The 14,068-nt window shown below is 66.5% G+C and carries 10 protein-coding genes; 5 read left to right on the top strand and 5 right to left on the bottom strand.

The window, feature by feature from the left end; translation table 11 throughout:
* Positions 1 to 81 precede the first annotated feature (81 nt).
* The 3 genes from FHR21_RS11490 to FHR21_RS11480 all read left to right on the top strand — a co-directional run bounded on the left by FHR21_RS11490 (position 82) and on the right by FHR21_RS11480 (position 3,003).
* Positions 82 to 594 carry an RNA polymerase sigma factor gene (locus FHR21_RS11490; RefSeq protein ID WP_184098394.1) on the top strand — a complete coding sequence of 171 codons (513 nt, stop codon included), beginning with the start codon at positions 82 to 84 and terminating at the stop codon, positions 592 to 594.
* Positions 591 to 1,616, top strand: coding sequence for a FecR family protein (locus tag FHR21_RS11485; RefSeq protein WP_184098392.1), 1,026 nt, complete (start codon positions 591 to 593; stop codon positions 1,614 to 1,616). The genes FHR21_RS11490 and FHR21_RS11485 overlap by 4 nt, the downstream gene beginning before the upstream one ends.
* Positions 1,617 to 1,707: 91 nt before the next feature.
* Entirely contained in the window at positions 1,708 to 3,003 is a 1,296-nt protein-coding gene (locus FHR21_RS11480) for a M20/M25/M40 family metallo-hydrolase (protein WP_184098390.1), read from the top strand.
* 168 nt (positions 3,004 to 3,171) lie between these two features.
* On the opposite strand, the gene FHR21_RS11475 is transcribed toward FHR21_RS11480, so the two are convergent.
* Complete coding sequence (locus FHR21_RS11475; protein ID WP_184098388.1) at positions 3,172 to 4,554, bottom strand: MFS transporter; 1,383 nt, start codon at positions 4,552 to 4,554, stop codon at positions 3,172 to 3,174.
* A gap of 188 nt (positions 4,555 to 4,742) precedes the next feature.
* Here FHR21_RS11475 and FHR21_RS11470 point away from each other — a divergent pair, with 188 nt between their 5' ends.
* Positions 4,743 to 6,005 carry a M24 family metallopeptidase gene (locus tag FHR21_RS11470; protein WP_184098386.1) on the top strand — a complete coding sequence of 421 codons (1,263 nt, stop codon included), beginning with the start codon at positions 4,743 to 4,745 and terminating at the stop codon, positions 6,003 to 6,005.
* Positions 6,006 to 6,028: 23 nt separating this feature from the next.
* Here FHR21_RS11470 and FHR21_RS11465 read toward each other — a convergent pair whose 3' ends face one another.
* From FHR21_RS11465 to FHR21_RS11455, 3 genes are read right to left on the bottom strand one after another with little or no spacing between them, the layout of a single operon-like run.
* Positions 6,029 to 6,520 (bottom strand): nuclear transport factor 2 family protein, encoded by a 492-nt coding sequence (locus FHR21_RS11465; protein ID WP_184098384.1) that lies wholly within the window; start codon positions 6,518 to 6,520, stop codon positions 6,029 to 6,031.
* A gap of 25 nt (positions 6,521 to 6,545) precedes the next feature.
* Positions 6,546 to 8,126 (bottom strand): GMC family oxidoreductase N-terminal domain-containing protein, encoded by a 1,581-nt coding sequence (locus FHR21_RS11460; protein ID WP_184098382.1) that lies wholly within the window; start codon positions 8,124 to 8,126, stop codon positions 6,546 to 6,548.
* Positions 8,113 to 9,624 (bottom strand): aldehyde dehydrogenase family protein, encoded by a 1,512-nt coding sequence (locus tag FHR21_RS11455; RefSeq protein WP_184098380.1) that lies wholly within the window; start codon positions 9,622 to 9,624, stop codon positions 8,113 to 8,115. Before FHR21_RS11455 ends, FHR21_RS11460 begins: the two co-directional genes overlap by 14 nt.
* A 350-nt stretch (positions 9,625 to 9,974) precedes the next feature.
* Here FHR21_RS11455 and FHR21_RS11450 point away from each other — a divergent pair, with 350 nt between their 5' ends.
* Positions 9,975 to 12,233: a TonB-dependent receptor gene (locus FHR21_RS11450; protein WP_184098378.1), complete on the top strand. Its 2,259-nt coding sequence runs from the start codon at positions 9,975 to 9,977 to the stop codon at positions 12,231 to 12,233.
* A 64-nt stretch (positions 12,234 to 12,297) separates the two neighbouring features.
* Here FHR21_RS11450 and FHR21_RS11445 read toward each other — a convergent pair whose 3' ends face one another.
* Complete coding sequence (locus tag FHR21_RS11445; RefSeq protein ID WP_184098376.1) at positions 12,298 to 13,779, bottom strand: aldehyde dehydrogenase family protein; 1,482 nt, start codon at positions 13,777 to 13,779, stop codon at positions 12,298 to 12,300.
* Positions 13,780 to 14,068: the final 289 nt, after the last annotated feature.

The following is a 14,068-nucleotide window of genomic DNA, read 5'->3' as shown; positions in this document are numbered from 1 at the left end:
CGGGGCGGCCGGGGCTGCAGGGAATCTTTTACGGGATCGCCGTACCGCTGCGTCCTATCGGGTGGAAGGGAGGAAACACGCATGCCAGTTGCCGCACGGCATCCGGGACTCGAAGACGTCGCCGCGCGATACCGCGCCCCGCTGCTGCGATTCTTCCGGCGTCGGCTGGAACCCGGCGAGGATGCGGACGATCTGGTGCAGGATGTGTTCAGCCGCCTGGCCGGACAGGATTTGGCCGCGATCGCCCATATCCAGGGTTATGTTTTCCAGGTCGCGGCCAATGTCCTGCGGGACAGGGCGCGACGCGCCAGCGTTCGCAGTATCATGACGGCCGTTCCCGACGGCTTCGATATCGTGGACGAGGCGAGTTTTTCACCCGAGCGCATCCTGCAAAGCCGGGAAATGCTCCAGATTCTGATCGCGGCCCTTTACGAACTGCCCGAAATGGTGCGCATTGTCTTCAGCCACTATCATTTCGACGGCGTCGCACAGGTCGAGATCGCCCGTCGCATGGGCGTATCGCTCAGCACAGTCGAGAAGCATATGGCCCGCGCCAACACCCACCTCCTCCAGCGCCTTCGGAAAGAGCGATGAGCGAACGTCGGAAAGCGGACGAGGCGGCGGCGGCATGGGATGCACGCCTCCGCGGCGCGCGGGCGAGTTCGCGCGACCGTGCGGCGTTTCAGGCCTGGCTGAAGCAGGATGCCGAGCATGAGGCGGCCCATGATCGCCTGCAGGCGGCCTTGTCGTTGTTGCGGGCGAATGCCCGGTTGCCCGAGCTGAGCGCGCTGCGGGACGAAGCACGCGGCAGCATCCGCGCAAGCCGGCGACGACGCCTGATCCTGGCCGTTTCCGCCGGACTCGCCGCCTGCCTCTTGCTGATGCTGGCCGGACTGCGGCCAGAACGCAGCATCGAGGTTGCCGCGCTTTTGCAGGGCGGCAAGGTTTATGTCACCTCGCCGGACGAGCGCGCCAAGGTGACGTTGGCCGACGGGTCCGTGGTCACGCTCGATTCGGACACCCGGATGCTGGCGCGGATCGGCGGCGAGCGACGGGACATCACCCTGCTCGCGGGGCGCGCCCTGTTCGACGTCGCGAAAGACCCGCAGCGGCCCTTCGTCGTCAAGGCCGGCGACCGGACCATTACCGCGCTGGGGACGCTGTTCGACGTTGACGTATCCCCGACCGAATTGCGCGTTACGCTGGCCGAAGGGGTGGTGGCCGTGCGGCCCGTCCGCTCCGGAGCCGGGCCGGCGCAGCAGATATTGAAACCGCGCCAGCAGTTGGTGGCGGCAGCCGGCGCCGCCTCGCCGAAACTGCGGATCGTCGACACCGACAAGATATTGGGGTGGGCCGACGGGCGGGTTTTCTTCGACAACGAGCGGCTGGCAAGCGCCATCGAGGACATGAACCACTATTCCTCGCGCAAGATCACCGTCGATCCGGCGGTGGCCGACCTCAGGATCAACGGCATGTTCCGCACCGACAATCGGGCCGGATTCCTGGAAGCGCTGGAAATGACGCTTCCGGTGGCCGTGCGGACGGATACACAGGGCGGGATACATATTTCCCCCGACGCGGGACGCGCCGTCGGACAAAGAGGAGATGGTCCATAGACCGATCGACGCCGGGGGGGCGTCCGCAAACGTCGCCGGACACCGCCTTTTTCCATTTCATCACCATCATCGATAGGACAGGCTGAAACCCATGCGCTATTCATCTCTCGCTCTTGCCGCTCTAGCCTTGCCCGCGACCGTTTTCGCGCAGCAGACCCCCGATCCGGCGCGCCTTCAGGCCGATGTCGAAAAGCTCGTCAGCTTCGGAACGCGGCACACGCTTTCCGACCCCGATCATCCGACGCGCGGCATCGGTGCCGCACGGCGCTGGTTCGCCAGTGAACTGAACAAGACAAGCGCCGGGTGCGGCGGCTGTATCCAGGTGTCCACGGTGGAGCGCGTCTTCACCAACGATCGGGCGCCAAACGGCGTCAATGTGGTCGATGTCCTGGGTATCCAGCCGGGCAGCGATCCCAATCGCGTGGTGATCGTGATGGGGCACATCGATACCCGCGTCAACGACGTGATGGACGCGACGGCGGACGCGCCCGGTGCCAACGACGACGGGTCGGGCACCGCCCTGGTGCTGGAAGTGGCGCGCATCTTGTCCAAGGAGAAATTCGCCGCTTCGATCGTCTATGCGGCGTTGTCGGGCGAGGAACAGGGCTTGTTCGGCGGCACGCTGCTGGCCGAAACCGCCAAGGAGCGCGGCTGGCAGGTGACCGCGGTCCTCAACAACGACATCGTCGGCAACACGGTCGGCACCGACGGCACGCGCGTTGCGGATCGCGTTCGCGTGTTTTCGGAAGGGATCGCGCAATCCGAACCGCTCGCCGAACAAATGGCGCGCCGCAACAACGGCGGAGAGGACGACGGCCCTTCACGCGCCCTGGCCAAGGCTATTCGCAATATCGCGAAGACGGTGCCGAACGGTCTCGATGTGCTGATGGTGCGCCGCCCCGACCGCTTCGGGCGCGGCGGCGACCATTTCCCCTTCCTCGAACTCGGCTATCCCGCCGTGCGTTTCTCTGTAGCCATCGAAAACTATCCCGCCCAGCATCAGGCGCTGCGCCCCGGTTTCGGCGACACACCCGACAAGATGGATTTTCCCTATCTCGCCAAGGTGGCGGCGATCAACGCCGCCACGATCCGCCGTCTCGCCAGCGCGCCCGCCGCGCCGGCCGCCGTGATGCTGCGCGGGGCGCTGGGATCGGACACGACGGTCACATGGACTCCCGTTTCCGGGGCCGCCAGCTATCGCATCTATTGGCGCCGCGCCGACGAGCAGCAATGGACCGATCACATCGACGTCGCCGGCGGATCGGCCCAGGAAGGCTTGCTCAAGGGCGTGGTCGTCGATGACAATTTCGTGGGCGTCGCGGCGCTCGGTGCGAACGGAACGGAAAGCCTCGTCACCTTCGGCGGCCGCGCACCTCGCAAGCGGTGAGATCTGAAGAGAAGCGGCAGACACTATTCTGCCATTCCGTTCGTGCTGAGCTTGTCGAAGCACCGTCCGTCTTCTTGCGGCGCGGAAAGAAAGAACGGCCCTTCGACAAGCTCAGAGCCTGCCCCCGCGGAGGCGGGGGCGAACGGGTCGGATTTAAGGCTCGCCGCTCTAATCGGCGGCTCCCTGCGCGACCGCTGCAAAGGCAGCGTCGCGCTTCAAACACAGTCGCAGTCCCCGCGACGCGAGAAAATAGAGCAGGAAACCTCCGGCAATGACGGGTAAGCCAACCGTCGTCATCGAGGCTCCGATCAAATCGGGGTCGCGATAGATTTCCTGGGTCGCCACCGCGATCAGCAGCGGCCCCATCGTCGCCCCGAGCAAGGTGTTCGTCATCCCGAACAACGAAACCGCCACGCCGCGCATGGTCCCCGGGACCAGTTCGGTAATCGTCGACACCATCGTCGTCCCAACCATCGGCATGACGGCGATCGACAGGATGACCATCGCCAGGCCGACGCCGAAGGTCGGGGCAAGCACCAGCAGCGTGCTGGGCAGCGCGACGAGACAGATCGCCATCAGCAGGCGCAATTTGCCCGCGGGGCCGCTGCGGCGGGCGATCCGGTCGTTGACCCAGCCGGCGAGCAGCGCCCCGCCCCCGCCCGCGATCATTGCGCCGGTGCCCAGCCACCGCCCGACCTCGACCTCGCTCGCGCCGAAGGTCCGGATCAGATAGGTGGCGTTCCAGCCAGCCAGCCCATAGGTGTGCATCGTGAAGACCGCGAAGCCGACGTAGAAGGGCAGGAACAGCACCCAGTTGCGCCGAAGATAGACGAAGGCCTCGCCAATGCTGCCCGCCCCCTGCGCGGGGCGTACATCCCGGCGCGGCGGCTCGCGATAGAGGAGCAGCAGCGCGGCGACGACAAGCCCGATCGCGCCGCAGAGGAAGAAGACGATCCGCCAGGGGGCAAGGCTCGACAGGATCGGGATGCCGTCGAACGCACCGGTCGGCGCAGCGCTGAGGACGAGCGAGGTGATGAACAGGCCGATACCCGGTGCGATCGCCTGCCCCAGCAAATAGACGCTGATCGGCCGCCCGCGCCGTTCCGGCGGGAACATGTCGGCGATGGTCGACACCGCGCACGGGGCGAGCGCCGCCTCGCCCAGCCCCACGAGCAGGCGCGCCGCGAAGAGTTCGCCGAACGACGCAGCCTCCGCGCCATACATGGTGGCGAGGCTCCATACGACGATGCCGAAGATCAACAGCCGCTTGCGCGAGACCCGATCGGCCATCAGGCCGAGCGGGATGCCCATCACGGCATAGAAAAGTCCGAAGGACAGCCCCTGCAACAGGCTGATCTGCAGATCCGAGATCGCAAGGTCGGCGCGCACCGGCTCGACCACCAGAGTCAGGATGCCGCGATCGATGACCGAGATGATCGAGGCGAGACAGAAGAGCGCCAGCACGCCCCACGCCCGCAGCGCGGGAGGATAGGGCAAGGCCGTCTCGCCGAATTCGGGAGGGCGAACGGCGATGTCGGCCTTGGAATCCATGAATGCACCTGCGTCGATTGGCGAGAGCCTTTCGTTATGCAGGCGGACCGGCGAAGGGGAAGCGGCGAAGCCGATCCTATCGACCTGCGAGAAAATGGGGTCGGAGCGATTGCCGGGCGCCGCCGCATGGCATCTGATGCCCGCCACGGATTCAACTGCGTCCGGGATCATTGCCAACGGAGATGTCGATGCTGCTCAACCGCGACCGCGCCAACCGGATCATGGACGCTCATGGCCTCGACGCCCTTGTCGCGGCGTTTCCGGAAAATATCTACTATCTCTCCGACTATTATGGACCGATGTTCCTGATGTCGCGCAACTATACGCTCTATGCGATGCTGCCCCGCGACGAGGATCGGCCGGCGGCACTCGTCATGCCGGGCAGCGGGGTCTATCATCTGGAGCATGCCCCGACCTGGATGCCCAACGTCGCGACCTATCTGACGCGCATCGATCCCCGGAATATTCCCGAACGCGATTTCGAGGTCACGACCGAGGAGGTCGACGAACCCGCGCCCGGCCCGATCATGCCCTATCCGACTCGCGAGGGCGTCGAAATGGCGCCGCGCGACCGGCAATTGCTGGGTCGCTATGCCATGCACGCGGGGACCGAGCACGCGACCGCCGCGCGCGCGCTGGCCGGCGCGCTGCGCACCGCGGGGCTGGAAAAAGCGCGCATCGGCTTCGACGACCCGCGCGTCTGCGGATGGCTGCACACGCTGGGTCTGGAGGGCATCGCCGGCTGCGACGCCCTCAATATCTTCAAGCAGATCCGCATGGTGAAGAGCGAAAGCGAGATCGCGCTGCTGAGGATCGCCGGGCGGATGAGCGAAAAGGCAATCGACACGGTGATCGACCGGCTCGAGATCGGCATGCCGCTCGACGAGATCGGCCGCATCCACGCCGTCGCCATGGCGCAGCAGGGCGGCCAGTCGGAATGGATCATCGCCAATATCCGCGGCCTCGCAACCGGCGTCGTCGAGCCGAACGAGTTGATGAAGCTCGATTCGGTGGGATCGTACAAACAATATCGCGGCGACGTCGGCCGGTCGGTCTATTTCGGCGAGCCGACCGACGAGATGCTGAGCCGGATCGACGCGGTCGGCCGGGCGCTCCAGATCGCCTATGAAGCGATCCGGCCGGGCAAGAGCTTCAAGGAGATCGTCGACCTGACGCTCAAGGCCGTGCACGATCGGGGCTTTCCGGGCTTCGTCATCGCCGCGCCGCATTCGATCGGCCTCGAACATACCGATCACCCGGTTTCGGTGGGGCCTCAGATGCCGGGCGAACACCCCCTCGCCTTCGAGGAGAATATGGTCTTCACCCTCGACATGCCCTATCATGAGTTCGGCTGGGGCACGACGCATGTCGAGGACATGATGATCGTCCGCAAGGATGGCTGCGAGCCGATCACCTCGATGAACACGAAGCTGCGGATCAAGCCTATCTGATGCCGGCCGGCGGTGCCCGCCGCCTATTCCTCGGCATGGCGCGACATGCTGGCCAGCACCTTCCAGACTCCGTCGGCCCATTGCCAGACATGGATGTTGTCATAGGTCTGATCGACCGCGGTCCCGTCGGGAAGGCGCGTGCGATGGTTGCGATAATAGAGGATCGCCGTGTCGCCCGAGAGCGAGAAATCGAGGAAGCGGGTGGTGATCGCCTCCTGCCCGCGCCCCTTCATTGTCGCCATGCCGGCTTCGAGCGCGTCCTTGCGAAAAGGTTCCTTCGTGCCCGAGGTCCAGGCCAGAAAGGCCGGCGACGCATTGCCGACATAATAGCTGAGATCGCCGCGGCTCCGCCCTTCGTAGATCGCGACCTCCTTTTGCCAGAGCGCGTCGCGCACCGCATCCGCGCCGTCGGCGGGGGCGGGTTCGGCCGACGGCGGCTCGGCGCGCATCGGCGACGGCAGCGCGCAGGCGGAGAGGGCCAGCAACGAAAGGGCGAAGGACAGGCGGCGCATCATCGGGCACTCCTTTGAAACGGACGGGTCAGGCCGCGTCCTCGCGGATCAGGTCGGACGCCCGCTCGGCGGCGGCGACGACCGCGGCATTGGTCATCGCATTGGGCAGGGTCGGGAATATCGAGGCATCGACGACGCGAAGCCCCGCGACGCCGCGAACCCGGCAGCGCGGGTCGAGCACGGCGCCGGTCGCATCCACCCGCCCCATGCGGCAGGTCGAGACCGGGTGGAAAAAGGGCGACGCCGCCTGACGGATGATCGGAATCAGCGCATCGCCGAAGATATGGGGTCCCGGCGCCAGTTCGTCGCCGACCCAATCGCGCAGCGCCGGCTGCGCCATGATGCGGCGCGCCATGGCGAACCCCTCGGCCAGGATCGCGGCATCGGCCGGGTCGGACAGATAGCCGGGATCGATGGCGGCGGGAGCGAAGGGATCGGCCGCCGTCAGCTTGACCGAGCCGCGGCTGCGCGGATCGATCAGGCCGGGAAGCACGGAAAAACTGTCCGGCGGCGGCGCGCCGAACTGCGGCGCGACGTTCGGGACCGACAGGACCATCAATTGCAGGTCGGCCCTGCCCCGCGCCAGGCTCGACCGGGCGATCACCATGCTCTCGCAATGGTTGAACCGCGATCCGGGCAGCGGACGCCGCGCCGCAAACAGCATCGCGGGCACCAGCGGATGGTCGGCAAGATGGTCTCCGACGTCCGGCAGGTCGACGACCGGGGCGATGCCGATGTCCGACAACGCGCGCGCATCGCCGATGCCCGACAGCATCAGCAATCGCGGTGAATCGATCGCGCCTGCCGCCAGGATGATCTCGCGTTCCGCGCGCAGCACATGGCCGTCGTCGCCGTGACGCAGGAGGATATGGCGCGCGCGCCGGGCTTCGATCGACACGCGCATGACCTGCGCGTCGGTCAGCACGCCCAGATTGGATCGGCCGCGCACCGGGTCCAGATAGGCGCTGGCCGCGGTCACCCGGCGCCCCTCGGCCATCACCAGTTGGGTCCAGACCGTGCCTTCGTCCGACACCCCGTTCCAGTCCGGGTTATACGCGTGTCCCGCCGCGACGCCGGCTTCCACCACAGCTTCGGCGAAAGGGCTGCGACCGGATGCCGACGACAGCGCGAGAACGTCGAGCGGGCCGCCGCTGCCGCGCCAGGCGTCGGCGCCGCCAGACGCATTCTCCAGCCGACGGAAAAAGGGCAGCAGCCCCTGCCAACTCCACCCCGCGTCGCCGGTGATCCGACCCCAGTCGTCGAAGACCGCGCGCGATCCGCGCTGGAATCCCATGGCGTTGATCAGGCTCGACCCGCCGAGTCCCCTGCCCCGCGGCTGCGCGATGCTGCGTCCGCCGAGTCCCGCCTGATCGACCGACCGGTATTGCCAGTCGTGCCGCCCGCCGGCCAGGAAGGGCCAACGTTGCGGGATCGCGACGTCGGGGTCGGTTTCCGCACCGCCCGCCTCGATCAGCAGGACGGTCGCCGTGCCGTCCTCGCTCAGCCGGTTGGCGAGGACGCAGCCCGCCGACCCCGCCCCGACGACGATATAATCCCACCTGCCCGCAAGCAGGTCGGCCGCGCCCGCAGTGCGATCAGACGACGGCACAGATCGTCTTCCATTCGAGGTAATTGTCGAGCGCCTGCCGGCCGCTGTCGCGGCCATAGCCCGATTGCTTGAACCCGCCGATGGTCAGCGCGGGATCGAACATCGAATGGGTGTTGATCCACACCGTCCCCGCCTCGATCCGCCGCGACAGGCGGTGCGCGTCGGAGAAGGATCGGGTCCAGACGCTCGCGGCGAGGCCGTAGGGGCTGTCGTTCGCCTGCCCGACCACGGCGTCGAGGTCGCGATAGCGATGGACGACGAGCACCGGGCCGAAAACCTCTTCCTGCGAAATGCGGTGACTGCCCCCGATATCCGCCACGATTGTCGGCGCGAAGAAGGCGCCCGTTTCGCCCAGGCGATCGCCGCCACAGACGATGCTGGCCCCGTCGCGGCGCGCCTCGTCGACGAATCCCGCCACCCGCTCGGCCTGCGCCGCCGAAACCAGCGGCCTCATGGCGGTGTCGGGGTTGAGTTGGTGCCCAAGGGCGAGTCCGGCCGCCTGCGCGGCGAGACCGTCGACGAGCGCGTCGAAGATGTCCTCATGCGCATAGACGCGCGAATTGGCCACGCAGACCTGTCCGCCGTTTCCGAATATCCCGTTCGCGATACCCGGAATCGCAAGGTCGAGTTCGGCGTCGGGCAGGACGATGGCCGGTGACTTTCCGCCGAGTTCCAGCGTGACGCGCGCCAGATTGTCGGCCGAGGCACGGACGATGGCGCGGCCGGTCGCGGTCGATCCGGTGAAGGCGATCTTGTCGACGCCCGGATGACTCGCCAGGGCCGCCCCCGCGGTCGCGCCATAACCGGTCACGACGTTGAACACCCCTTTCGGTACACCGGCGCGCGCGACGATATCGGCCAGGCGCAGCGCCGACAGCGACGTCAGTTCGGCGGGCTTGAGGACGATCGAACAGCCTGCGGCCAGCGCCGGCGCGACCTTCATCGCGGTCAGGATCAGCGGGGAATTCCACGGCACGATCGCCCCGACGACGCCGACCGGCTCGCGCAGCGTCCAGGCGTGTACTTCGCGCCCCTCGGGCTGATAGGTGACCGACGGCGCGACGACCGCCCCCTCGATGCCGTGGACGAGACCGGCGAAATAGCGGAACTGGGCCGCCGCCCCGGGCAACTCCGCCCAGCGCGCCAGCCCCAGCGGCTTGCCCTGGTCGAGGCTCTCGATTTCGGCGAGCGCGTCGATCTCGGCCTCGATCAGGTCGGCGATGCGCGCGAGCACCGCCGATCGTTCGGCGGGCACCATCCTTGCCCACGGTCCCGACAGCGCGCGCCGCGCCGCCGCCACGGCGGTATCGACATCCGCCGCCGATCCCGACGCGATGCGGGCCAGCGGCCGCCCCGTGGCGGGATCGAGCGTTTCGATCCACTCGCCACCCAGCGGCGACCGCCATTCGCCGTCGATGAACAGCCGGCAATCGCCGGGCCGCTCGACAAGGGCGCGCCCGGCGTCGGTCCGGGGTGCGACGAAGGGAAGAAGCTGCATCCTGTGTCACCACTTTCTGTCGGGAATGCACGAAAGGCAGGCGTAGCGGACAGGCCGGTCCGGCGCGAATGCGATCCGGCGTTTAATCGGCAGGCGACCATTGCGTCCCGACGAAAGGCCCGGATTCCGGGGCGGGCGGCACCCGCTTCTCGCCTAGCGATAACTATGGCTTTCCTCGATTGAACCGGCTCCCGCCTTGCCCTCTCTCTCGCGAGGCAGCCGACATAGAGCGGCGCAGCCTGGCTTCGCATTTCGCAGGAGGCCGCATCGTTCAACGACAGTATCTAGGGAGTCGACTAGTGGCTAGAAATCGTTCGAAGCTTATATCGGGGTTGTCCGTTCTCGGGTTGATGGGGACGGCCGCCTGCCCCGCCTATGCCCAGGATGCCGGCGACGAAACCAGGGCGTCGGCGGGCAGCGACATCGTCGTCACGGCGCGCAAACGCGAAGAGAATCCGATCAACGTCCCGATCGCGATCTCCGCCTTCAGTTCGGAAGAAATCACCCGGTCGGGTGCCACCGGCCTTCGCGATATCGCCGCGATGACGCCGGGCCTGACCTTTCAGGACGTCAACGGCGCCTATGCCGCCCCGACGATCCGCGGCGTTTCGCAGATCGACCAGACCTCGCTGCAGGGCAATGTCGGCGTCTTCATCGACGGCGTCTATCTCAACAACCGCACCGGGCTCGAGTTCGGGATGCTCGAACTCAATCGCCTCGAAGTCGCCAAGGGGCCGCAGGCCGCGCTCTATGGCCGCAACACCTTCGCCGGTGCGATCAATTACATCACGGTCCAGCCCCAACTGGGCGAAGTGTCCGGCAAGGTTTCGGCCGAAATCGGCAACCGCGGACGCCAGATCTACAAGGGCGGCGTGAATGTGCCGATCGGCGATCATGCCGCGGCGCGCATCTTCGGCGGCTGGGGCAAGTTCGACGGCACGATCAAGAACGATCGCACCGGCAACTATATCGGCGGCTATGACGGCAATTACGCCTATGGCATCAACCTCCTCATCGAGCCGGTCGACCGGCTCCAGATCAACCTGTTCGGCATGTATTCGCGGGTCAGCAATCGCGCCGTGCCGTTGCGGCAGCGCCCGACGACCGAAAACAACTGCGGTTCGGAAACGGTATGGAACGGCACGACGTTCAACACCCTCTATTGCGGTCCGCTGGAAACGGTGGCGTCGGTCAACGTCGATGAAAATGTCGGCTATGGCCTGCGCGGCAGCAACAAGATGGCCTATGGCACGATCGCCTACGACCTCGACTTCGCGACGCTGTCCGCCACCGCCAGCTATTCCAAGGCGGCCTATTCGCAGCTCGTCGACACGACGTCGGATCCCGATGCGATCAACCAGCCGACGGTGGGGACGCGGTCGCGCCAGACCTTCGTGTCGGCCCTGTCGCCCGACAGCACCGACAAGGCGGTCGACATCCGCCTGCAGTCGAACGACGGCTCGCCCTTCTCCTATTCGCTGGGCTTTTACGGCTATAATTCCGATATCACCAACGTCACCGCGGTGTCGGCGCAGCCGGTCGGCGAGCCCGATTCCGAACCCATCGCCTTTTCGACCAACGGCGGGCGGATCGTGTCGCGAGGACGGGCGATCTATGGATCGCTCGGCTATGAGATCACCCCGGCGTTCAACGTCACTGCCGAATTGCGCTGGACGCACGAGAAGCAGAAGTTCAACGGCGTCGGCGCTTCGGAGTTCTACAACGGCACGCGGATCGTCGGCGATCAGTCGTTCAGTTACTGGACGCCGCGCTTCACCGCCAATTACGAGCTTCAGCCGGACCTCGTGGCCTATGCGTCGATCGCAAAGGGCGCCAAGACCGGCGGGTTCAACTCGAACGCCTTCCAGGTGCAGCCGGAACTGTTCACCTATGGCCTCGAAACCAACTGGACCTATGAGGTCGGCCTCAAGGGCCGTGTGCTCGACAACAAGCTGCGCTTCAACGCCGACGTCTATTACATCGACTGGACTGGGATACAGGGTCAGCGCGGCGTCACCGGAACGCCGTTGTCGGTGGTCTCCAACCTCGGCGACGCGCGGGTGAAGGGGATCGAGGGCGATCTGACCTATTACATCACCCCCGATTTCTCGATCTCGGCGGCGGGCAGCATCTCCGATCCCAAATATCGGGACGGCTTCATCGACGGCGACCTCAGCGCCGCCTGCGGCAATTATCCGGGCAGCACCGTCGTCGTCGTGGGATGCACCGACGAGGTCGGCGGCAACCAGATCGCCCGCACCTCAAAATATCAATATTCGCTGTCGGCCGCATACAACATCCCCGACCTCTTCGCGGGCGTCGATGCCTATATCCGCGGCGATTATAATTATATGTCCGGCAGATATACGTCGGGCAACGAGCAGCAGGACCAGGGTTCGATCAAGCTCGCCAACGCCCGTATCGGCTTCATCCACGAGGGGATCGAGCTGTCGTTCTGGATGAAGAATATCTTCGATTATAAATATGCCGACCGCGCGACGATGGCGCCCTCGACCAGCGATGGCGGCCGCACGTCGGGCGTGACCTATCTGCGCAACTATCCGGGCGAGCGCCGCACCTTCGGCATGCGGCTCGACTACGCCTTCTGATCGAATATCCGGATTTTCCGGACAAACGGCAGGCGGAACTTCGGCTCCGCCTGCTTTTTTTCGATCAGCGCTGGTCTGCGGAGGATGGCAACAGCGCGTTGATCAGCATCGCCTGGCTGTGCTCCGCCACACCATATTCGGCATAGTCCATACCGATCCCCGACTCCCCGGCGAAGGGCATGGGCAGTGCGGCGGTGAAGGCGCCGTGCTGGTTGACCCAGCCGGTGCCGGCATCGAGCCGCTCGGCCAGCGCCAGCCCGCGATCGACGTCACGCGTCCAGATGGAGCCGCCGAGACCGTAGGGACCGCAATTCGCCTGTGCGATCGCCGCCGCCTCGTCGCGAAAGGCGATGATCGGCAGCACCGGGCCGAACTGCTCCTCATCGACCAGCCGCACGCCCGCGCCGACGCCTTCGACCAGCGTTGGCGGGATGAACAGTCCCTCGCCCCGGTGACGCTCACCGCCGACGGCGACACGTCCCCCGCCGGCGACCGCATCGTCGAACAGCGACCAGACGCGGTCGAACTGCGCCCGATTCTGCACGGGCGTCATTGTCGTTTCGGGGCGGAAGCAGGAGCCGGCGACCGCCGCGCCGGCGCGGCGCACGATCGCGTCGCGCACGCTGTCGTACAGACTCTCGTGGACATAGAGGCGCTTGATCGCGGCGCAGAACTGCCCGGCATTCTCCAGCGATATGCGATAGACGGTCTCCGCAACCGCCGCGGGATCGGCGTCGGCCAGGACGATGGCGGCATCATTGCCCCCCAATTCCAGCGTCAGCCGCTTCAGCGTCGGGGCAGCGGCGGCCGCGATGCGCTTGCCGGTCGCGGTCGAGCCGGTGAAGGATATCTTGGCGATCCCCGGATGCGTCGTCATCGCCGCGCCGACCGATGCATCGCCGGTAATCACGTTGAGCACGCCGGCGGGAAAGATGTCGCGCGCCATCCGCCCCAGATAGAGCGCGGACAGCGGCGTGAAGGGCGACGGCCGCAGGATCAGCGTATCGCCCGCGATCAGCGCGTTTGCGATCTTCGCGATCGCGAGGATCACAGGCCCGTTCCAAGGCGCGATCGCCCCGACGACTCCCAGCGGCCGGTGCTTCAGCACCGCATGGAGTCCGGCACGCCGATAGGCTTTGTCCGGCAGGCGCTGGCCCGCGATCATACGGACATAGTCGGCGGAAAAGGCGACCTCGCCCCACGCCCGGCGCAGCGGGCGCCCCGCCTCGGCCGCGACGATCAGCGCCAGCGTGTCGCTCTGCGTGCGCAGAGCGTCGGCAAAGCGCTCGAGACAGGCCCGGCGCTCGCCCCACGGCGTTGCCGCCCAGGCCGGGAAGGCCGCCGCGGCCACCCGCACCGCCGCATCGACATGGCCCGCATCGGCGTCGGGATAGCGGGCGATCGGGCGCTCGGTACAGGCGTGGACGACGGTACCGGTCGCCCCGGCCGGCGCATCCCGTCCGCCGATCGTCATCCGCAGGTCGAGGCGGGCAAGCCAGTCCTCCATGTCGGTCGGCACGCGGGTATAGATATCGTCGGCATTCATGGCGCGATCCTTCCTCATGGGCCGAAAACCGCCCTTTCCGTTCATCTATTCGTCGCCTCCCACGCGTCCCGACGGCTTTTCGCGCTTTATCCGCTCCACGGTCATGCGGCGGGCGCGCCGTCGCGTAGCGGGCGGTTTGGCGGCAGGCGGAGCCGCACGGACTGGCAGCGAAGGATGAGTGGAATATGGCGAACTGGCTGAAGCGAGGATCTGGGGTTGATGTGCGGTTGGACGCGGACCGTGCGGTTCGGGGGGTTGTGGAGGGTGTTTTGTCGGACATTGGGGCGCG

The sequence above is a fragment of the Sphingopyxis panaciterrulae genome, assembly GCF_014199295.1.
Lineage (GTDB): Bacteria > Pseudomonadota > Alphaproteobacteria > Sphingomonadales > Sphingomonadaceae > Sphingopyxis > Sphingopyxis panaciterrulae.
Note: the sequence above shows the minus strand (reverse complement) of the source record. Positions and strands in the feature narration are given on the sequence as shown.

Bases quoted from the DNA above. Each gene is read 5' to 3' on its own strand.
- FHR21_RS11490 (WP_184098394.1), top strand. From the start codon at position 82: ATGCCAGTTGCCGCACGGCATCCGGGACTCGAAGACGTCGCCGCGCGA.
- FHR21_RS11485 (WP_184098392.1), top strand. From the start codon at position 591: ATGAGCGAACGTCGGAAAGCGGACGAGGCGGCGGCGGCATGGGATGCA.
- FHR21_RS11480 (WP_184098390.1), top strand. From the start codon at position 1,708: ATGCGCTATTCATCTCTCGCTCTTGCCGCTCTAGCCTTGCCCGCGACC.
- FHR21_RS11475 (WP_184098388.1), bottom strand. From the start codon at position 4,554: ATGGATTCCAAGGCCGACATCGCCGTTCGCCCTCCCGAATTCGGCGAG.
- FHR21_RS11470 (WP_184098386.1), top strand. From the start codon at position 4,743: ATGCTGCTCAACCGCGACCGCGCCAACCGGATCATGGACGCTCATGGC.
- FHR21_RS11465 (WP_184098384.1), bottom strand. From the start codon at position 6,520: ATGATGCGCCGCCTGTCCTTCGCCCTTTCGTTGCTGGCCCTCTCCGCC.
- FHR21_RS11455 (WP_184098380.1), bottom strand. From the start codon at position 9,624: ATGCAGCTTCTTCCCTTCGTCGCACCCCGGACCGACGCCGGGCGCGCC.
- FHR21_RS11450 (WP_184098378.1), top strand. From the start codon at position 9,975: ATGGGGACGGCCGCCTGCCCCGCCTATGCCCAGGATGCCGGCGACGAA.
- FHR21_RS11445 (WP_184098376.1), bottom strand. From the start codon at position 13,779: ATGAATGCCGACGATATCTATACCCGCGTGCCGACCGACATGGAGGAC.